Genomic DNA, 19823 nt, shown 5'->3' with positions numbered 1-19823 from the left:
GCTCGACGCTACCCCCGGGCCGCCGCCTGCTCGGCCTGCTCGATCGCGTCGGCCGCGCGGACGAGGGCCAGGTGCGAGAAGGCCTGCGGGAAGTTGCCGACCAGGGTGCCGGTCGTCGGGTCGTACTCCTCGGACAGGAGGCCGAGGTCGTTGCGCACCGCCAGCAGGCGCTGCATGAGGGCGTGGGCGTCGTCGAGGCGGCCGCAGCGGGCGTAGGACTCCGCGAGCCAGAAGGAGCAGGCGAGGAAGGGGTTCTCGTCGCCGGAGAGCCCGTCGACGCCGCTCTGGGTCCGGTAGCGCAGCACGAAGCCGTCGCGCAGCAGGTCCTCCTCTACGGCGCGGATCGTGCCCTGGACGCGCTCGTCGTCGGCGGGCAGGAAGCCGACGGTCGGGATGAGCAGCAGGGCCGCGTCGACGTCCTTCGTGTCGTAGTGCTGGGTGAAGGTGCCGCGCTCGGCGTCGTAGCCCCGCTCGCACACCTCGGCGTGCACCCGGTCGCGCAGCGCCCGCCAGCGCTCGACGTCGCCGTCGTGGCCGTCCTCCTCGACGGCCCGGACGGCGCGGTCGAACGCGGCCCACACCATGACCCGGGAGTGCGTGAAGTGCTGGGCCGGGCCGCGGATCTCCCAGAGGCCGTGGTCGCTCTGGTCCCAGTGCTCGGCCAGGTCGTCGACGAGCAGCCGCTGCAGGGCCCAGGACTCGTCGGACTCGGTGACGCCGAGCCGGCGTGCCTCGGCGAGCGCGATCATCACCTCGCCGAGCACGTCGCTCTGCCGCTGCCCGACGGCGCCGTTGCCGACCCGCACGGGACGCGACCCCGCGTAGCCGGGCAGGTGGTCGAGCTCGCGCTCGGGCAGCTCGCGGCCGCCGTCGACGGCGTACATGATCTGGAGGTCGGCGGGGTCGCCGGCGAGGGCGCGCACCAGCCAGCTGCGCCACAGGCGGGTCTCGTCGACGTACCCGCAGCCGAGCAGGGCCTCGAGGGTCAGCGAGGCGTCGCGCAGCCAGCAGTACCGGTAGTCCCAGTTCCGCTCGCCACCGACGTCCTCGGGCAGGCTGGTCGTCGGGGCCGCGACGATCCCGCCCCGCAGCTCGTCGGTGAGCAGCCGCAGCACGAGCAGCGAGCGCGTGACGGCCTCGCGGTAGGGGCCGTGGTGGGAGTGCCGCGAGGCCCAGTCGTCGAAGCGGCGCACGGTCTCCTCGATGCGCGAGGGGACGTCGAGGGCGCCCGGGACGTCGCACCACGAGGGCACCCACGTCATCGCGAACTCGTACCGCTCCCCGGCGCGCACCGTGAAGCGGTCCGCGTGGTGGTGGTCGGTCGGCTCGGGGAGCCGGTCGCCGCGCAGGACGAGCATGTCCGGGCCCGCGACGGCCCGGATGACGGTGACGCCGTCGCAGTCCTCGACCCGTGAGACCCAGGGCAGGACCTTGCCGTACCCGGTGCGCACGACCCACTCGTGGTCCATCTCGACCTCGCCGTCGAGCCCCTCGACGACCCGCAGCAGGTCGGCCCGGCCGTCGCCGAACGGCATGACGTCGGTCACCCGGACCCGGCCGCTGGCCGTCTCGTGCACGGTGTCGAGGACGAAGCTGTTCTCGCGGTACGAGCGGGTGGCCCGGGCCTCCTGCACCGGCCCGAGGAACCACCGACCGTGGTCGTCGGTGCCCAGCAGTGCCGCGAAGCAGGCGGGGGAGTCGAAGCGCGGCAGGCAGAGCCAGTCGACGGCTCCGTGCCGGCTGACGAGGGCCGCGCCCTCGGTGTCCCCGAGGAGGGCGTACTCGGCGATGGGTGTGCTCACCGGGCCGACCCTAGACGCCGGACCTGCACGGACCCTCGACGGCGCCGGCGCTGATGAGGGGACTGTCGGACCCTCCACCTAGCATGGCCGGTGTGAGTCATGACCACCTCGTCGTCCGCGGCGCCCGCGAGCACAACCTCAAGGACGTCAGCATCGAGCTGCCCCGGGACGCCCTCGTCGTCTTCACCGGGCTGTCCGGTTCCGGCAAGTCCTCGCTGGCCTTCGACACCATCTTCGCCGAGGGCCAGCGGCGCTACGTCGAGTCGCTGTCGGCCTATGCCCGCCAGTTCCTCGGCCAGATGGACAAGCCCGACGTCGACTTCATCGAGGGCCTCTCGCCCGCGGTCTCCATCGACCAGAAGTCGACCAACCGCAACCCGCGGTCCACGGTCGGCACCATCACCGAGGTCTACGACTACCTCCGCCTGCTCTTCGCCCGCGCCGGCCGCCCGCACTGCCCGGTCTGCGGCGAGGCCATCACCCGCCAGAGCCCGCAGCAGATCGTCGACCGCCTCCTCGAGCTCCCCGAGCGCACCCGCTTCCAGCTGCTCGCGCCGGTCGTCCGCGCCCGTAAGGGCGAGTACGTCGACCTGTTCGCCGAGCTCCAGGCCAAGGGCTTCTCGCGGGCCCGGGTCGACGGCGAGGTCGTCACGCTCACCGAGCCGCCGAAGCTCGAGAAGCAGGTCAAGCACACCATCGACGTCGTCGTCGACCGGCTCGTCGCCAAGGGCACCGCCGACACCGCGGGCAAGCGCCGGCTCACCGACTCCGTCGAGACCGCCCTCGGGCTGGCCGGTGGCGTGCTCGTCGCCGAGTTCGTCGACCTCGAGGAGGGCGACCCCGCCCGCGAACGCCGCTTCTCCGAGCGGATGGCCTGCCCCAACGACCACCCCCTCCAGATGGACGAGGTCGAGCCGCGCTCGTTCTCGTTCAACAGCCCGTTCGGCGCCTGCCCCGAGTGCACCGGCATCGGCACCGAGCTCGAGGTCGACCCCGAGCTCATCGTCCCCGACGACGACCTCAGCCTCGCCGAGGGCGCCATCGCGCCCTGGGCCACGGCCTCGGGTGCCGCGGACTACTTCCAGCGCGTCATGTCGGCCCTCGCCGACGAGATGGGCTTCTCGATGGACGTGCCGTGGCGGGAGCTGCCGAAGAAGGTCCGCGACTCCCTGCTCACCGGCCGCAACCACAAGGTCCACGTCAAGTACCGCAACCGGTTCGGCCGGGAGCGTTCGTACTCCACCGGGTTCGAGGGCGCCATCCCGTTCGTCAAGCGGCGGCACTCCGAGACCGACTCCGACTGGAGCCGCGAGCGGTACGAGGGCTACATGCGCGAGGTGCCCTGCCCGGTCTGCAAGGGTGCGCGCCTCAAGCCCGAGTCCCTCGCCGTCCTCATCGGCGGCCGGTCCATCGCCGACGTCGCCGGGCTGGCCATCGGCGACGCCGCCCGCTTCTTCGACGACGTCGACTTCACGACCCGCGAGCGGCAGATCGCCGAGCGCGTCATCAAGGAGATCAACGCCCGGCTCGGGTTCCTCCTCGACGTCGGCCTCGACTACCTCAGCCTCGACCGCCCCGCCGGCACCCTGAGCGGCGGTGAGGCACAGCGCATCCGGCTCGCCACCCAGATCGGGTCCGGGCTCGTCGGCGTCCTCTACGTGCTCGACGAGCCGAGCATCGGTCTGCACCAGCGCGACAACCACCGGCTCATCGAGACCCTCACCCGGCTGCGCGACCTCGGCAACACGCTCATCGTCGTCGAGCACGACGAGGACACCATCGCCACCGCCGACTGGGTCATCGACATCGGCCCGGGAGCCGGCGAGCACGGCGGCCAGGTCGTCCACTCGGGCACCGTCGCCGACCTGCTCACCCACCCCGACTCGATCACCGGCAAGTACCTGTCGGGCCGTCGCGAGATCCCCACTCCCGCCGTTCGCCGGCCCCAGGAGCGGGGGCGCGAGGTCGTCGTCGTCGGGGCCACCGAGCACAACCTCGACGCGGTCACCGTCGGCTTCCCGCTCGGCAACCTCGTCGCGGTCACCGGGGTGTCCGGCTCGGGCAAGAGCACCCTCGTCAACGACATCCTCTACAACGTGCTCGCCAACAAGCTCAACGGCGCCCGGCACGTCCCGGGTCGGCACAAGTCGGTCACGGGTCTGGACCACCTCGACAAGGTGGTGCACGTCGACCAGAGCCCGATCGGCCGCACGCCGCGGTCCAACCCGGCCACGTACACCGGGGTCTTCGACCACATCCGCAAGCTCTTCGCCACCACCGAGGAGGCGAAGGTCCGCGGGTACCAGCCGGGCCGGTTCTCCTTCAACGTCAAGGGCGGGCGCTGCGACGCCTGTTCCGGTGACGGCACGATCAAGATCGAGATGAACTTCCTGCCCGACGTCTACGTCCCGTGCGAGGTGTGCCACGGCGCCCGGTACAACCGCGAGACCCTCGAGGTGCACTTCAAGGGCAGGACGATCGCCGACGTGCTCGACATGCCCATCGAGGAGGCCGCCGACTTCTTCAAGGCCGTGCCCGCCATCGCCCGGCACATGACGACGCTCAACGAGGTCGGGCTCGGGTACGTCCGGCTCGGCCAGCCCGCGCCCACGCTCTCGGGCGGTGAGGCACAGCGCGTCAAGCTGGCCTCCGAGCTCCAGAAGCGCTCCACCGGCCGCACGGTGTACGTGCTCGACGAGCCGACGACCGGCCTGCACTTCGAGGACATCCGCAAGCTGCTCGGGGTCCTCCAGGGGCTGGTCGACAAGGGCAACACGGTCATCGTCATCGAGCACAACCTCGACGTCATCAAGAGCGCCGACTGGGTCGTCGACCTCGGTCCCGAGGGCGGCAGCGGTGGCGGTCGGGTCATCGCCGAGGGCACCCCCGAGCAGGTCGCGGCGCTCGAGCACTCGCACACCGGCCGGTTCCTCGCACCGGTGCTCGCGAAGACGGCGCGCACGACCACCCCGTCACGCGGCGCCGGCGCCCGGAAGAGCGCCACGAAGGCCCCCGCGAAGAAGGCGGCCGCCAAGAAGACCGCCGCCAAGGGCACGTCGACCCGCCGCGAGCCCACCCGGGCGACGAAGAAGCCGGCCACCCGCAAGGCCGGCTGACCGGGCGGGGCTCGGGCCGTCAGCCGCGGGCGGTCGTCCCCGGCAGCCAGCCGGCGTCGATGACCTTCTTCACGAACGGCCGCGCCGCCGTCAGCAGGCCCTCGGCGTCGTCGACGCCGCTCCACGCGGCGGCCGAGGCGTCGTCGGTGGCGTCCTCGAGGTGGTCGCGCAGCCGCCGCCCCGCGTCGGTGATCGTCGGCTCGCCGGCCGGCGCGGTCGCCAGCAGCCCGGCGGTGCCGAGCGCGTCCGTGGCCTGCGCCCACTCCTCGTCGGTCCACTTCCGGGTCGGCTGGAGGAACGGACGTCCGCGGCTGCCGGCCGTGGCCGCGGCGGTCTCGCGCACCCACGCGTCGTAGAGCACGAGCGCCTCGAGCGGACGCAGGCCGGACGCGGTGAGCGCGGCGACGTGCCCGTCACCGCGCCACTCCCGCCACACGGCGGTGGCGTGCCAGAGGGCTAGGTGCGGCGCCTCCGGCCAGGGCTGGGCGGCGAAGGCCGCCGCGAGGGGCCGGCCGCCGTGGTCGAGGCCCTCGACCACCCCCCGCAGCCGCTCGACGAGGGGGACGAGGTCGGGGGAGGAGACGAGGTCACCGAGCGCGGCCCGCAGGCCGGTGTCGAGGCACCGCGTCCGCACCTCGTCGAGCTCGGCCGGCGCGTGGTGCGCCAGGGCCAGGCCCCACGCCTTGGCGACCGCCGCCGGCCGGAACCCGAAGAAGGTGGCGGCGACGACCTCGCCGGGCACCCGACCGAGCGGCGCGGCGCGCATCCCGGTGTAGGCCCCGAGCCAGCCGATGCCGAGCTCCTCGCGGGTCGCGTCGACGTGCGGGCCGAAGTAGGCGGCGAGGTGGTACGGCTCGAGGGTGCGGTAGGCGAGCCGGGCCACGCCGCGCGCGGCCTCGTCGTGCCGGAAGGTGGTCATCGACTCACCCTAGGCGCCGGACGCCACCGGTCGAGAGGAGAACATGCCGCCCGGGTCGAGGCCCGCACGGCATGCTCTCGTCGTTCGTCGGCGGTCAGTCTTCGCCGAGGTAGGCCTTGCGGACGTCGTCGCTCTCGAGGAGCTCCTTGCCGGTGCCGGAGAGGACGATCTTGCCGACCTCGAGCACGTAGCCCTTCGTGGCCCGCTTGAGCGCGGCCTGGGCGTTCTGCTCGACGAGGAGGATCGTCGTGCCCTGCTCCTGGAGGGTCGAGACGGTCGTCATGATCCGCTTCATCATCAGCGGCGACAGACCCATCGACGGCTCGTCGAGCATGAGCAGCTTGGGGCGGCTCATCATCGCCCGGCCCATGGCCAGCATCTGCTGCTCGCCACCGGAGAACGTGCCGGCCGGCTGGGCCCGCCGCTCCTCGAGGATCGGGAAGAGCTCGAAGGCGGCCTGCAGGTCGCTGCGGATGCTCTTGTCCTTGCGCGAGAACGCGCCGAGCATGAGGTTCTCCTCGACCGACAGCTTCGGGAAGATCCGCCGCCCCTCGGGGGAGTGGGCGAGCCCGAGCGCCACGATGTCGTGGGCCTGGACCTTCGTCAGGTCCTGGCCGTTGAACGTGATGGAGCCGGACACCGGCCGCAGCAGCCCGGAGATGGTGCGCAGCGTCGTCGTCTTGCCGGCGCCGTTGGTGCCGATGAGCGAGACCACCTCGCCCTCGCCGACGGTGAAGCTGATCCCCTTGACGGCCTTGATCTTGCCGTAGGAGACAACGAGGTCCTTGACCTCCAGCATGGCGCTCACGCGTCCTCCTCCTCGGCGTCGTCGTCGCCGCCGATGTAGGCCTCGATGACCCGTGGGTCGGACTGCACCTCGCCGGGCGTGCCCTGGACGAGGACCTGGCCGCGCACGAGGCAGAGCACCCGGTCGCAGAGGTTGAAGATGAACCGCATGTCGTGCTCGATGACGACGACCGCCAGCCCGCTGTCCCTGATCTTGAAGATCAGGTGCATCGTCTCCTCGGTCTCCTTCGGGTTCATGCCGGCGGTCGGCTCGTCGAGGAGGAGGATCTGCGGGTCGGTGGCCAGCGCGCGGGCGATCTCGAGCCGGCGCTGGTCGCCGTAGGGCAGGTTGCGGGCGAGCAGCTCGGTGGAGTTCCCGAGCCCGACGTACTCGAGCAGCTCCTGGGCCCGCTCGCGGGTGGCCGACTCCTCGCGACGGAACTTCGGCCCGCGCAGGATCGAGGTGAGGGCCATCGAGGAGGTGCGGCAGTAGCGCCCGACCATGACGTTCTCGAGGGCCGTCATGTTGCCGAACAGCCGGATGTTCTGGAACGTCCGGGCCATGCCGGCGCGCACCACCTTGAGCGGTTTCGGCGGCAGCTGCTCGCCGGCCAGCGTGACGCGCCCCTCGGTGGGGACGTACATGCCGGTGAGACAGTTGAAGAACGTCGTCTTGCCGGCGCCGTTCGGGCCGATGAGACCGACGATCTCGCCGTCGTGCACCTTCATGCTGACGTCGCCGACGGCGGTGAGGCCGCCGAAGCGCATCGTGACGTTGGCCGCCTCGAGGACGACCCGGGTGCCGGCCTCGGGGCCGGCCGTCGTGGGTTCGGTGACGGTCACTTCGCCTCCTCCAGGTGTTCGGTCTGGGCGAGCTGGACGAGTTCCTCGTCGTCCTCGTGGAACTCGAGCTGGCGCCGCTTGCTGGCCACGAGGCCCTCGGGGCGGAACCGCATCATGATGACGAGGAGCAGCCCGAAGAGCAGCAGCCGGTAGTCGGCCGCGTCACGCAGCTTCTCGGGAGCAGCTTGAGGATGGTGGCACCGACGAGGACTCCGGCCACCGTGCCCATGCCGCCGAGGACGACCGCCGCGAGGAGGAAGGCCGACTCGAGGAAGATGTACTGGTCGGGTGTCACCGAGGTGTCCTGGTGGGCCTTGATCGTCCCGGCGAGGCCGGCGAGCGCGGCGCCCACGGCGAACGCCAGGAGCTTGAGCCCGAAGACGTTGACGCCCATGGCCTCGGCGGCGCGCTCGTCCTCGCGGATGGCCACCCAGCCCCGGCCGATGCGGCTGTCGTTGAGCCGGCTGAAGACGAGGATGACGAAGGCGATGAGCAGCAGCAGCAGGAAGTAGTAGTTGCTGAAGCGCCCGAGCGGGATGCCCGCGACCGTGTGCACCTTCCCGAAGTCGAACCCGAAGAAGTTGAGGTCGGGGATGGCCGGGATGCCGTTGGGGCCGTTGGTGAGGTCCGGGCCGTTCGTGCCGTCGAGGTTGAACATCGCCAGGCGGAAGATCTCACCGAAGCCGAGCGTGACGATGGCCAGGTAGTCGCCGGACACCCGCAGGGTCGGCGAGCCGATGATCAGGCCGAAGGTCGAGGCCACGGCCATGCCGCAGAGCATGACGATGATGAACGGCGGCTTCCAGCCGATCGTGGCGAACGTCGACTGCGAGAGCATCGCCCCGACGTAGGCGCCGGTCCCGAGGAAGGCGATGTACCCGAGGTCGAGCAGGCCCGCGAGGCCGACGACGATGTTCAGGCCCAGGGCGGTCGCCGCGAAGATGAGGATCTGCGTGGCGATCGACATGTTGGCGTCCGAGCCGTCCTGGGTGAACGGGAAGAGGAACGCCACGAGCAGCGCCGAGAGCAGCAGCACCCGCCGGTTGTTCGCCCCGACGAAGCCGATGTACTCGCCGAAGCCGCTGCCCACGAGGGCCACGGCGATGGTGAGCAGCGCGACGAGCAGGCAGACGAAGGTCCACGAGTCGTCGAGGCCGAGCGTGTAGGCCGTGGTGAAGAGGAGCACGGCCATCATCACGACGATGATGAGGATCTCGGCCCAGCCCGGCAGCCGCGGCCACGAGCGCACGTCGAGCTCGAAGCGGCGGGCGACCCAGCCGGCCGCGAAGACGAGCAGCGCCCCGAGGAGCGCGACCCAGCCGCCCTCGTTGATGTTGACGCTGCCGCCGGCCTGCCGGCTGATCGTCACCAGGGCGACGACGACGAAGACCATCGACCCCCAGCCGACCGCCGCGAGGCCGCGGCCGGGGTTGAGCCAGGCCGGCCGCACGCGGAGCAGCGCGCCGAGGGCGATCGCGACGACGCCGATGACCATCGCGTAGATCTGGATGCCCGCCGGGAAGAACCGGATGCTGATGTCGCCGAGGATCCGGTCGTCGTAGGACCAGGACAGCAGCCCGCTCAGCAGCAGCAGCACACCGCCACCGATGGCGAGCAGGGGCGCAAGCGTGCCGTACCGCGCGCGCATCTGGTCCCTGCGGGAGAGCTCGGAGGTGTCGAGCACCTCGGGGAGCGTCGTGGTGCTCACGCGCGATCCACCACCTTTGCGCCGAGAAGGCCTTGGGGTCGGAAGACGAGGACGAGGATGAGGATGGCGAAGGCCCAGACGTCCTTCCACGAGCTCCCGCCGAACGTGCCGGGGATGAACTGGATGGCCATCGCCTCGACGATGCCGAGGGTCAGTCCGCCGAGGACCGCCCCCCAGACGTTGCCGATGCCGCCGAGCACCGCCGCCGTGAAGGCCTTGAGGCCGGCGAGGAAGCCCATCTTGAAGTTGACGTTGGTGACCTGCAGGCCCTGGGCGATACCGGCGATGGCCGCCAGCGTCGCGCCGATGACGAAGGCGACGACGATGATGCGGTCGACGTTGATGCCCATGAGGCGAGCGGTGTCGGGGTCCTGCGACACGGCCTGCATCGCGCGGCCGGTCTTGGTGCGGGAGACGAAGTAGAACAGGCCCGCCGCGCAGATGATCAGCGCGCCGACGGTGAAGATCGTCGAGCGCTGGATGGTCAGCCCGAACGGGGTCCACGCGTCGCCGCTGACGATCGCGATCTTCGGGAAGGGCACCTTCTGCTTGGCGTCCGGGAAGCTCGGGATCTTGCCGTAGAGGAGGCGGACGGCCTCCTGGAGGAAGACCGAGATGCCGATGGCCGTGATGAGCGGCGCGAGCCGGGGCGCGTTGCGCAGCGGCCGGTAGGCGATCCGCTCCATGAGCACCGCGATCGTCACCGAGGCGGCGACCGCGCCGATGATCATCACCGGGAGCGCCCAGAAGGGGAGCATCTGGCCACCGTCGACGTAGCTGCGGAAGAAGAGCAGCGCCGTGCTGAGCGCCCCGAAGGCACCGACCATGAAGATCTCGCCGTGGGCGAAGTTGATCAGCTGGATGATCCCGTAGACCACGGTGTAGCCCACCGCGATCAGTGCGTAGAGGGATCCCAGGGTCAGCCCGTTCACGAGCTGCTGGGCGAAGTCCACCACGGCCTCCTGGTGTGTCGTGCTGGCTTGCTGGCTGGGGGGAGAGTAGCGGGTGACCTGCGTCACGGGAACAGTTCCGCTCGGTGGGTCGTGTCCCGAGCCGGCACGGACGGTGCCGATCGGCCCGGGACAGCGACGGCGGGGGTGGTCGGTGGGACCACCCCCGCCGTCGGGGGTCACGCGGCAGTGCCGTTACGCAGGGGTTACTTGAACTCCTCCGTGTTGACCGGGGCCCACTTGCCGTCCTTGACCTGGTAGACGGTGAGGACGCGCGAGGTCGTGTCGCCGTACTCGTCGAAGGCCACCTTGCCGGTGACGCCGTCGAAGGAGACCGAGCTCATCGCGGTGACCGTGCCCGTGCGGGCCGCCTCGGCGGAGGAGGCGTCCTTGAGCGAGGTCTTGAGGGCCTCGATGATCGAGTTGGCGGCGTCGTACGCGTACGCGCCGTAGGCCTCGTAGGGCTCCGAGTACTTCGCGGCCTCGTAGGCGGTCACGAAGGCCTTGGCCGACTCGAGCTGGTCGGTCGGGGCACCGACCGAGGTGGCGAGGTCGCCGGTGGCGCTGGAGCCCGCGAGCTTGACGTACTCACCGGAGAAGATGCCGTCGCCACCCATGAGCGGGACGTTGAGGCCGGCGGCCTTCATCTGCTGCGAGAACGGACCGGCCTGCGGGAACTCGCCGCCGTAGTACACGGCCTTCGGGTTCGAGGGCTTGATCTTCGAGATGACGGCGTCGTACTTGTCGTCGTCCGGGTTGATGGTCTGGGCCGAGACGATCTTGCCGCCGAGCTTCGTGAACTCCTTGGTGAAGGCGTCGACGAGGCCCTGGCCGTAGGTCTTCTTGTCGTGGACCGTCGCGACCTCCTTGATGCCCGCCTTCTCGAAGAGGTAGCGCGCCGCGAAGGGGCCCTGGATCGAGTCGGTGGTGCAGGTGCGGAAGTAGTTCGGGTACGCACGCTTCGGCGCGGTGGCGAAGTCGGCGCCCTGGGTGAGCGACGGGTTGGTGTTGGCCGGGGAGACCATCGTGATGTTCGCCGCGGCGAGCACCGGCTGGACGCTCTGGGCGACCGAGCTGTTGAGGGTCCCGACGACACCGACGACGTCCTTGTCCGAGGCCAGCTTCGTGGCCGCGTTCTTGCCGACGTCGGGGGTGGCCTGGTCGTCCTCGGCCGCGAGCTCGAGCTTCCAGCCCGGGATCGCGTTCTTCTCGTTGGCCTGCTTGATGGCGAGGTCGACGGAGTGCTCGATGCCCTTGCCGAGGGCGGCGAGGTCGCCGGAGAGGGGCGCGATGACGCCGATCTTGGCGACCTTGTCGCCGGAACCGCCGCCGGTGTCGCTCGAGTCGTCGCCGCCGCGCGTACCGCAACCGGTGAGCGCGAGCGAGGCGACGAGCAGCGAGGCGCCAACGGCGACCACGGAACGCTGAGGCACGTTTCCTCCTGGGAGTGTCAAGTCTGGGAGCGGGCGCTCCCGCCCGCTGTCGCGAGCACCTGCGGAGACTAACCATGGATCGGCCGGGATCCGAGGACCTGCCGCGGGATGGTGCCGACTTGTTACCTGCGGATTCGCCCTGCGCAACCGCACCGGGTGTAACCCGGGTGTACCTCCGGACAGGGTCCGGGTGTCCACAGGCGGCGTCCAGCGTTCGCCGGGATACTTTCGGTCACCCGTCACCGGACCGAGAGGCACCCCTGATGAGCTCCGACCACACCCCGCCCGCCCCCGAGTGCGCCTGCCTCAGCCGGCGCCAGACGCTGCGGGCGGCAGGGGTGGGTGTGGCCGTCGTCGCGGGCGCCGGCTCCCTCGCCGCCTGCGGCGCCGCGAACGACGTCAGCGCGGCCGCCGGGTCGGCGGCCAGCGCCGCGTCCGACGCCATCAAGGCCGCCGACATCCCCGTCGGTGGCGGCAAGGTCTTCGAGGCCCTCGGGACCGTCGTCACCCAGCCGACCGCCGGCGAGTACAAGGCGTTCTCGTCGGTCTGCACCCACCAGGGCTGCACCGTCAGCGGCGTCGCGGACGGCATCATCTCCTGCGCGTGCCACGGCAGCGAGTTCGACGCCGCGACCGGTGCGGTGAAGCAGGGCCCGGCGACCAAGCCGCTGCCGGCCAAGTCGGTCACCGTCAGCGGGGACGGGCTCACCGTCTCCTGAGCCGCGAGCAGCCGGCCCCGGCCCGCCACGTCGACGACGACGAGCGGCGGGCCCGGCTGGCGCGCCGCCAGGGGCTGGCCGGCGGCTGCGGGTTCCCCGACGTCGTCGCGGCGGCCGACGCCCTCGCCGGCCTGCACGCCACCGAGGCCGCGTCGGTGCACCTCGCCGCCCGGGCCCGCGTGCCGGGGGTCGCGCTCGCCGACGTCGAGGACGCCCTCTATGGGCGGCGCGACGTCGTCAAGCAGACCGCGATGCGCAGCACCCTCTTCGCCGTGCCCCGAGACCTGCTCCCGGCGGTGCTCGGCGGGCCCTCCGCGCGCGTCGCGACGAGCTTGTCGGGGCGCATCGCCCGGGACGTCGAGCGCTCGGGGGTGGACGCCGACGGGCTCCGGTGGCTCGAGCGGGCCCGTGAGTCGGTGCTCGGGGCCCTCGGCGACGGCGAGCTGACCGCGCCCGAGGTGCGGGAGGCCCTTCCCGACCTCGACGTGACCATCGACCGGTCCCCGGGAACCAGGTGGGGCGCCACCGTGCCGGTGCTGCCGCAGGTGCTCTGGCTGCTGACGGCCGAGGGGCGCGCGGTGCGGGCCGGCAACGCCGGGCCCTGGCGGCTCTCGAAGCCGCGGTTCGCCGCGGCCGAGGCCTGGCTGGGAGCCCGCGTGGAGCCGCTCGACCCCCGCGCGGCCCACGCCGAGGTCGTCGGGCGGTGGCTGCGGGCGTTCGGGCCCGGCACCGAGGACGACCTGGGCTGGTGGCTCGGCGGCACCCTCGGCACGGTGCGGGCCGCGCTGGACGACCTGGGGGCCGCCCCGGTGTCACTCGACGGCACCGACGCCCGGGGTGGCTCCTGCCCGACGACCTCGACCCGGTCGACGCCCCGGACCCCTGGGCCGCGCTCCTGCCCACCCTCGACCCCACCGTCATGGGCTGGCGCGGGCGCGGTCCGTACCTCGGCGGACACGGGCCGGCGCTCGTCGACGCGGCGGGCAACGCCGGGACGACGGCGTGGTGGGACGGGCGGGTCGTCGGCTGCTGGGTGCAGGGTGACGACGCCCGCGTGCGCGTCGGGCTCCTCGACGACGTGCCCGCGACCGGCCGCCGCGCCCTCGACGCAGAGGCCGAGCGGCTGACGGCCTGGCTCGACGGCGTGCGGGTGACGACCATCTACGCCTCGCCGGCCATGCGGGAGGTCGCGGGGTAGGCGCGTCCGGTGTCGGGGGAGCGGCCTAGGGTGAGTGGGTGGCCGACCCGTCGACGTACCGCCCCCGGCCGGGCGAGATCCCCACCGACCCCGGGGTGTACCGCTTCCGTGACAAGGAGGGGCGGGTCATCTACGTCGGCAAGGCCAAGAGCCTGCGCCCCCGGCTCTCGTCGTACTTCCAGGACGTCTCGGCCCTCCACCACCGCACCGCGACGATGGTGCGCACCGGAGCCAGCGTCGAGTGGACCGTCGTGTCCACCGAGGTCGAGGCCCTCCAGCTCGAGTACGCGTGGATCAAGGAGTTCGACCCGCGCTTCAACGTCAAGTACCGCGACGACAAGTCCTACCCCTACCTGGCGGTGACGATGGGCGAGGAGTTCCCCCGCGCCATGGTCATGCGCGGCGCGAAGAAGAAGGGCACCCGCTACTTCGGGCCCTACGCGCACGCCTGGGCCATCCGCGAGACCCTCGACCTCGCGATGCGGGTCTTCCCGATGCGCACCTGCTCCACCGGCGTGTTCAAGCGCGCCGGCCAGGTCGGCCGGCCCTGCCTCCTGGGCTACATCGACAAGTGCAGCGCCCCGTGCGTCGGCCGGGTCGACGCCGCCCGCCACCGCGAGATCGCCGAGGACTTCTGCGACTTCATGGCCGGCAACAGCGGCCGCTTCCTCGGCCGGATGACCGCCGAGATGAAGGCCGCCGCCGCCGAGCTCGACTTCGAGCGGGCCGCCCGCCTGCGCGACGACATCGGCGCCCTCGAGCGGGTCCTCGAGAAGTCGGCCGTCGTCCTGCCCGACGCCACCGACGCCGACGTCTTCGGGCTCGCCGAGGACGAGCTCGAGGTCGCCGTCCAGCTCTTCCACGTCCGCGGCGGGCGGGTGCGCGGGCAGCGCGGCTGGGTCGCCGAGCGCGACGCCGAGACCACCGCCGAGGTCGTCGAGCACCTCCTCCAGCAGGTCTACGGCGGCGAGTCGCGCGAGGGCGTGCCGCGCGAGGTCCTCGTCCCCGTGCTGCCCGACGACGCCGAGGCGCTCCAGGCGTGGCTCGGCGGCATCCGCGGCAGCCGGGTCGACGTCCGCGTGCCGCAGCGCGGCGACAAGCGCACCCTCATGGAGACGGTGGCGCGCAACGCGACCCAGAGCCTCGCGCGGCACAAGGTCACCCGGGCCGGCGACCTCACGACGCGCAGCCAGGCCCTCCAGCAGCTCCAGGACTACCTCGACCTCGACGAGGCGCCACTGCGCGTCGAGTGCTTCGACATCAGCCACGTCCAGGGCACCCAGGTCGTCGGGTCGATGGTCGTCTTCGAGGACGGTCTGCCCCGCAAGTCGGAGTACCGGCGGTTCATCGTCCGCGGCGGCGAGACCGGCGCCACCGACGACACCGCGGCGATGCACGAGGTGCTCACCCGGCGCTTCCGCCGCGGCCGCAAGGAGCAGGAGGAGCGCGAGCAGGAGGTCGCCGAGGGGCGCGAGCGGCCGACCCGGTTCGCGTACACCCCCAACCTCGTCGTCGTCGACGGCGGCCTGCCGCAGGTCAACGCCGCGGCCCGTGCGCTCGAGGAGGCCGGGGCGGTCGACGTCGCCGTCGTCGGCCTCGCCAAGCGGCTCGAGGAGGTGTGGGTGCCGGGGGATGAGCACCCGCTCGTCCTGCCGCGCACCAGCGAGGGGCTCTACCTCCTCCAGCGGCTGCGCGACGAGGCGCACCGCTTCGCCATCACCTTCCACCGGCAGCGGCGCTCCAAGGCGATGACCCAGAGCGCCCTCGACGGCGTGCCCGGCCTCGGCGAGAAGCGGCGCAAGGCGCTGCTGCGCGAGTTCGGCTCGGTGAAGCGGATCCGGGCCGCCTCGGTCGACGAGCTGGCCGGCGTGCCGGGCATCGGGCCTGCGCTCGCGGCGGTCGTTGCGGCAGAGTTGGGTTCGGCCGACCCGGGCACCCCGGCGGTCGACCCCGCCACCGGCGAGGTCATCGAGGTCGACGAGGGAGCACGCGGTGGCTGAGCCAGCGACGACGGACCGCCCGGCGAGGGCCGACTTCCTCGTCGTCACCGGCATGAGCGGTGCCGGTCGTTCGACGGCCGCCAACGTCCTCGAGGACCACGGCTGGTACGTCGTGGACAACCTTCCGCCGCAGCTGATCCCGGCGATGGGCGTGCTGGCGTCGAGGGCCCGCGAGGAGGGCGCCGCCGACCTGCGCATCGCGGCCGTCGTCGACGTGCGGGCTCGCCCCTTCACCGGCGAGCTGCGCGACGGCATCGCCTCGGTGCGCGAGCACGGGTGGCACCCGCAGCTGATGTTCCTCGACGCCACCGACGAGGCGCTCGTCCGCCGCTTCGAGAGCGTCCGCCGGCCCCACCCGCTGCAGCACGAGGGACGGCTGCTCGACGGCATCCAGGCCGAGCGCGAGCTGCTGCGCGACCTGCGGGCCGACGCCCACGTCGTCATCGACACCTCGGGCCTCAACGTCCACCAGCTGGCCCGCAAGCTGACCCCCATCGTCGGCGTCACCGGCGGCCCGAGCCTGCGCCTCGCGGTGATGTCCTTCGGGTTCAAGTACGGCGTGCCGCTCGACGCCGACTTCGTCTTCGACATGCGCTTCCTGCCCAACCCGTTCTGGGTCCCCGAGCTGCGACCGCTCACCGGCATCGACGCGCCCGTCGCCGAGTACGTCATGGCCCAGGAGGGCGCCGGCTCGTTCGTCGACCGCGTCGTCTCGCTCATGGAGCCGGTCACCGCCGGGTACCTGCGCGAGGGCCGTCGGTACGCGACGATCGCCGTCGGCTGCACCGGCGGCAAGCACCGGTCGGTCGCCGTCGCCGAGGCGCTCTCGCGCCGGCTGGGGTCCGACGACACCGCGACCTTCGTCGTCCACCGCGACCTGGGGCGCGAGTGAGCGGGCCGGTCGTCACCGCCCTCGGTGGCGGTCACGGCCTCGCCGCCACCCTCACGGCGCTCCGGTTCGTCACCGACGAGATCACGGCCGTCGTCACCGTCGCCGACGACGGCGGCTCGAGCGGACGGCTGCGCGACGAGTTCGGCGTCCTTCCGCCCGGTGACCTGCGGATGGCCCTGGCCGCCCTCTGCAGCGACACCGAGTGGGGCCACACGTGGCGCGACGTCCTCCAGCACCGGTTCGCGGGTGAGGGTCCGCTCAGCGGCCACGCGCTCGGCAACCTGCTCATCGTCGCGCTCTGGGAGCTGCACGAGGACCCCGTCGCCGGGCTCGACCTCGTCGGTCGGCTGCTCCAGGCGCGCGGCCGGGTGCTGCCCATGGCCGCCGTGCCGCTCGCCATCGAGGCCGACGTCAGCGGGCTGGCCGCCGACGGCGCCCTGAGCACCGTGCGCGGCCAGGCCGAGGTCGCGGTCACGCCCGGAACGGTCGAGGAGGTCCGGCTCGTGCCGGCCGCCCCGCCGGCCTACCCCGAGTCGGTCGCCGCCATCCGCAGCGCCGACTGGGTCGTCCTCGGCCCCGGGTCGTGGTTCACCTCGGTGATGACCCACCTGCTCGTCCCCGACGTCCGCGAGGCCCTCGAGGTCAGCCGAGCGCGACGCCTCCTCGTGCTCAACCTCGACCCCGGCACCGGCGAGACGGCGGGCTTCAGCGCGGCCCGCCACCTCGAGTCCTTCGCGGGGCTGGCGCCCGGGCTGCGGCTCGACGCGGTGCTCGCCGACCCGGCCGTCGTCGACGACGAACCGGGCCTCGCCGACGCCGCCGCGCGGCTCGGCGCCGAGCTCCACGTCGTGTCGGTGAGCCGCCGCAGCGCACCCGGCGAGCACGACCCGCTCCGCTACGCGGCCGCGCTGCGGGACATCCTGTACAGCCCGCGACCCGCCCCGTGACGCGTGGCAGGATGACCGGCATGGCGATGACGGCGAAGGTGAAGGACGAGCTGAGCCGGCACGTCGTGACCAAGCCCTGTTGCCGCAAGGCCGAGGTCGCGGCGATGCTGCGGTTCGCCGGGGGGCTGCACATCATCGGGGGCGCATCGTCGTCGAGGCCGAGCTCGACACCGCGAACGCGGCGCGACGGCTGCGGCGCGAGCTCGCCGAGGTGTACGGACACACCCCCGAGGTCCTCGTCCTCGCGGCCGGCGGGCTCCGCAAGGGCAGTCGGTACGTCGTGCGCGTGGTCCAGGACGGCGAGGCCCTGGCCCGCCAGACCGGGCTCATCGACAGCCGTGGTCGCCCGGTGCGCGGGCTGCCGGCCAAGGTCGTCAGCGGGTCGGTCTGCGACGCCGAGGCCGCCTGGCGCGGGGCCTTCCTCGCCCACGGGTCGCTCACCGAGCCCGGCCGCAGCTCGGCCCTCGAGGTCACCTGCCCCGGCCCGGAGGCCGCGCTCGCCCTCGTCGGCGCCGCGCGCCGGCTCGGCATCCAGTCCAAGGCCCGCGAGGTCCGCGGCGTCGACCGCGTGGTCATCCGCGACGGCGACGCCATCGGCGCGATGCTCACCCGGCTCGGCGCCCACGACGCCGTGCTCGCCTGGGAGGAGCGGCGCATCCGGCGCGAGGTGCGGGCCACCGCCAACCGGCTCGCGAACTTCGACGACGCCAACCTCCGGCGCTCGGCCCGCGCGGCCGTCGCCGCCGGGGCGCGCGTCGAGCGGGCCCTGGAGATCCTCGGCGAGGAGGTCCCCGAGCACCTGCGCGAGGCCGGCGAGCTGCGGCTCACGCACAAGCAGGCCTCCCTCGAGGAGCTCGGCACCCTCGCCGACCCGCCGATGACCAAGGACGCCGTCGCCGGCCGCATCCGTCGGCTGCTCGCGATGGCCGACAAGCGGGCCCAGGACGACGGCGTGCCCGACACCGAGGCCGTGCTGACGCCGGACATGCTCGACTCCTGAGCGCCGGCACGACCGTTCGAGGTATCCCGCTGACGTCTGACGACGGCCGGATACCTCCACCCGCGTGAGGTCAGCGTGGTTCAAGGTGAAAGCGGCCCTCGAGACGGCCCGGTATCACCTCGACCCGGAAGGACCGCCCGTGCGAGGTATCCCGCTGACGTCTGACGACGGCCGGATACCTCCACCCGCGTGAGGTCAGCGCGGTTCGAGGTGAAAGCGGCCCTCGAGACGGCCCGGTATCACCTCGACCCGGAAGGACCGCCCGTGCGAGGTATCCCGCTGACGTCTGGCGGCGGCCGGATACCTCGACCCGCGCAGCGAGCAACAGGCGCCCGCACGGCGTCTCACGAACGGCCCGGTGTAAACGGTTACTCGCCCGTACGGTGGACGCCCGCAGGGCCGGTCGGGGTGGGGTCTAGGGTTGGTGGCGGAACCAGGTGCCGAGCGGCTCCGCACGGCACATCCCCCTCCACTGGAAGGCACGCACAGTGACCGTTCGCGTAGGCATCAACGGCTTCGGCCGCATCGGCCGCAACTTCTTCCGCGCCGTGCAGGCGTCCGGGGCCGACGTCGAGATCGTCGCCGCCAACGACCTGATGGACAACAAGACCATCGCCCACCTGCTGAAGTACGACTCGGTCCTCGGCGTCCTCGCCGACGACGTCTCGTACACCGACGACTCGATCACCGTCGGCGGCCAGACGATCAAGATCTTCGCCGAGAAGGACCCCTCCGCCATCGCCTGGGGCGAGGCGGGCGTCGACATCGTCGTCGAGTCCACCGGCTTCTTCACCGACGCCACCAAGGCGCACGCGCACATCGACGGCGGCGCCAAGAAGGTCATTATCTCGGCCCCGGCCTCCAACGAGGACGGCACCTTCGTCATGGGTGTCAACCACACCGAGTACGACCCGGCCACCCAGCACGTCATCTCCAACGCGTCGTGCACGACGAACTGCCTGGCCCCGATGGCCAAGCCGCTGTCCGACGAGCTCGGCATCGTCAAGGGCCTCATGACGACGATCCACGCGTACACGTCGGACCAGAACCTCCTCGACGGCCCGCACCGCGACCTGCGCCGCGCCCGCGCCGCCGCGCTGTCGATCATCCCGACGAGCACCGGTGCCGCGAAGGCCATCGGCCTGGTCATGCCCGAGCTCAAGGGCAAGCTCGACGGCTACGCGCTGCGCGTGCCGACCCCCACCGGCTCGGCCACCGACCTCACCTTCGAGGCCGGCCGCGAGACGACGGTCGAGGAGGTCAACGCCATCATCAAGGCGGCGGCCGAGGGCCCGCTCAAGGGCTTCCTCAAGTACACCGAGGACCCGATCGTGTCCGCCGACATCGTCACCGACCCCAGCTCCTGCATCTTCGACGCGGGCCTGACCAAGGTCATCGGCAACCAGGTCAAGGTCGTCGGCTGGTACGACAACGAGTGGGGCTACTCCAACCGCCTCATCGACCTCGTCGTGCACGTCGGCGCGAGCCTCTGAGCGACGGGGACCGACCC

The 19823-nt window shown here is 72.2% G+C and carries 14 protein-coding genes and 2 pseudogenes; 9 read left to right on the top strand and 7 right to left on the bottom strand.

Features of this window, described 5'->3' with window-relative positions; all coding sequences use genetic code 11:
- Nucleotides 1–8 precede the first annotated feature (8 nt).
- Nucleotides 9–1802, bottom strand: a complete 1794-nt coding sequence (locus G7075_RS07130) for a glycoside hydrolase family 15 protein (protein WP_166120361.1) — start codon at nt 1800–1802, stop codon at nt 9–11.
- Nucleotides 1803–1894: 92 nt separating this feature from the next.
- On the opposite strand from G7075_RS07130, the gene uvrA reads away from it, so the two are divergent.
- Nucleotides 1895–4918: an excinuclease ABC subunit UvrA gene (uvrA, locus tag G7075_RS07125; protein WP_240917957.1), complete on the top strand. Its 3024-nt coding sequence runs from the start codon at nt 1895–1897 to the stop codon at nt 4916–4918.
- Nucleotides 4919–4937: 19 nt separating this feature from the next.
- On the opposite strand, the gene G7075_RS07120 is transcribed toward uvrA, so the two are convergent.
- The 6 genes from G7075_RS07120 to G7075_RS07095 form a co-directional block, all read right to left on the bottom strand.
- Complete coding sequence (locus G7075_RS07120; protein WP_166120355.1) at nt 4938–5837, bottom strand: hypothetical protein; 900 nt, start codon at nt 5835–5837, stop codon at nt 4938–4940.
- Between the two features lie 94 nt (nt 5838–5931).
- A complete protein-coding gene (locus tag G7075_RS07115) occupies nt 5932–6645 on the bottom strand; it encodes an ABC transporter ATP-binding protein (protein ID WP_166120352.1) in 714 nt (237 codons plus the stop codon).
- The gene (locus G7075_RS07110; RefSeq protein WP_240917956.1) at nt 6642–7466 is read right to left on the bottom strand and encodes an ABC transporter ATP-binding protein; all 825 of its coding nucleotides are present in this window, start codon (nt 7464–7466) and stop codon (nt 6642–6644) included. The genes G7075_RS07115 and G7075_RS07110 overlap by 4 nt, the downstream gene beginning before the upstream one ends.
- 112 nt (nt 7467–7578) lie before the next feature.
- A complete protein-coding gene (locus G7075_RS07105) occupies nt 7579–9174 on the bottom strand; it encodes a branched-chain amino acid ABC transporter permease (protein ID WP_240917955.1) in 1596 nt (531 codons plus the stop codon).
- The gene (locus tag G7075_RS07100; protein ID WP_166120349.1) at nt 9171–10130 is read right to left on the bottom strand and encodes a branched-chain amino acid ABC transporter permease; all 960 of its coding nucleotides are present in this window, start codon (nt 10128–10130) and stop codon (nt 9171–9173) included. The genes G7075_RS07105 and G7075_RS07100 overlap by 4 nt, the downstream gene beginning before the upstream one ends.
- A gap of 200 nt (nt 10131–10330) precedes the next feature.
- Entirely contained in the window at nt 10331–11557 is a 1227-nt protein-coding gene (locus G7075_RS07095) for a branched-chain amino acid ABC transporter substrate-binding protein (RefSeq protein ID WP_166120346.1), read from the bottom strand.
- Nucleotides 11558–11820: 263 nt separating this feature from the next.
- Between G7075_RS07095 and G7075_RS07090 the strand changes: the two genes are divergently transcribed.
- The 8 genes and pseudogenes from G7075_RS07090 (at nt 11821) to gap (ending at nt 19806) form a co-directional block, all read left to right on the top strand.
- Nucleotides 11821–12276, top strand: coding sequence for a Rieske (2Fe-2S) protein (locus G7075_RS07090; RefSeq protein WP_166120343.1), 456 nt, complete (start codon nt 11821–11823; stop codon nt 12274–12276).
- A pseudogene (locus tag G7075_RS07085) lies at nt 12162–13037 on the top strand (DNA glycosylase AlkZ-like family protein); the annotation flags it as partial. The gene G7075_RS07090 and the pseudogene G7075_RS07085, both read left to right, overlap by 115 nt.
- Nucleotides 12980–13474 carry a DNA glycosylase AlkZ-like family protein gene (locus G7075_RS22615; protein WP_371814230.1) on the top strand — a complete coding sequence of 165 codons (495 nt, stop codon included), beginning with the start codon at nt 12980–12982 and terminating at the stop codon, nt 13472–13474. The pseudogene G7075_RS07085 and the gene G7075_RS22615, both read left to right, overlap by 58 nt.
- Nucleotides 13475–13512: 38 nt before the next feature.
- A complete protein-coding gene (gene uvrC, locus G7075_RS07080) occupies nt 13513–15474 on the top strand; it encodes an excinuclease ABC subunit UvrC (RefSeq protein WP_166120340.1) in 1962 nt (653 codons plus the stop codon).
- Nucleotides 15467–16366, top strand: coding sequence for an RNase adapter RapZ (rapZ, locus tag G7075_RS07075; RefSeq protein ID WP_371814202.1), 900 nt, complete (start codon nt 15467–15469; stop codon nt 16364–16366). The genes uvrC and rapZ overlap by 8 nt, the downstream gene beginning before the upstream one ends.
- Nucleotides 16363–17313 (top strand): uridine diphosphate-N-acetylglucosamine-binding protein YvcK, encoded by a 951-nt coding sequence (gene yvcK, locus G7075_RS07070; RefSeq protein ID WP_166120337.1) that lies wholly within the window; start codon nt 16363–16365, stop codon nt 17311–17313. Before rapZ ends, yvcK begins: the two co-directional genes overlap by 4 nt.
- 20 nt (nt 17314–17333) lie before the next feature.
- Nucleotides 17334–18313, top strand: a pseudogene (whiA, locus tag G7075_RS07065) (DNA-binding protein WhiA).
- Nucleotides 18314–18801: 488 nt separating this feature from the next.
- Complete coding sequence (gene gap, locus G7075_RS07060) at nt 18802–19806, top strand: type I glyceraldehyde-3-phosphate dehydrogenase (protein ID WP_166120334.1); 1005 nt, start codon at nt 18802–18804, stop codon at nt 19804–19806.
- The last annotated feature ends 17 nt before the right edge of the window (nt 19807–19823 follow it).

Source organism: Phycicoccus sp. HDW14, from assembly GCF_011383005.1.
Taxonomy (GTDB): domain Bacteria; phylum Actinomycetota; class Actinomycetes; order Actinomycetales; family Dermatophilaceae; genus Phycicoccus.
The sequence above is the reverse complement of the archived record's forward strand: the minus strand, read 5'-3'. Positions and strand labels throughout refer to the sequence as shown.

What these genes read in the sequence shown, in the direction of transcription:
- G7075_RS07120 (WP_166120355.1), bottom strand. Translation starts at nt 5,837, where the DNA reads ATGACCACCTTCCGGCACGACGAGGCCGCGCGCGGCGTGGCCCGGCTC.
- G7075_RS07090 (WP_166120343.1), top strand. Translation starts at nt 11,821, where the DNA reads ATGAGCTCCGACCACACCCCGCCCGCCCCCGAGTGCGCCTGCCTCAGC.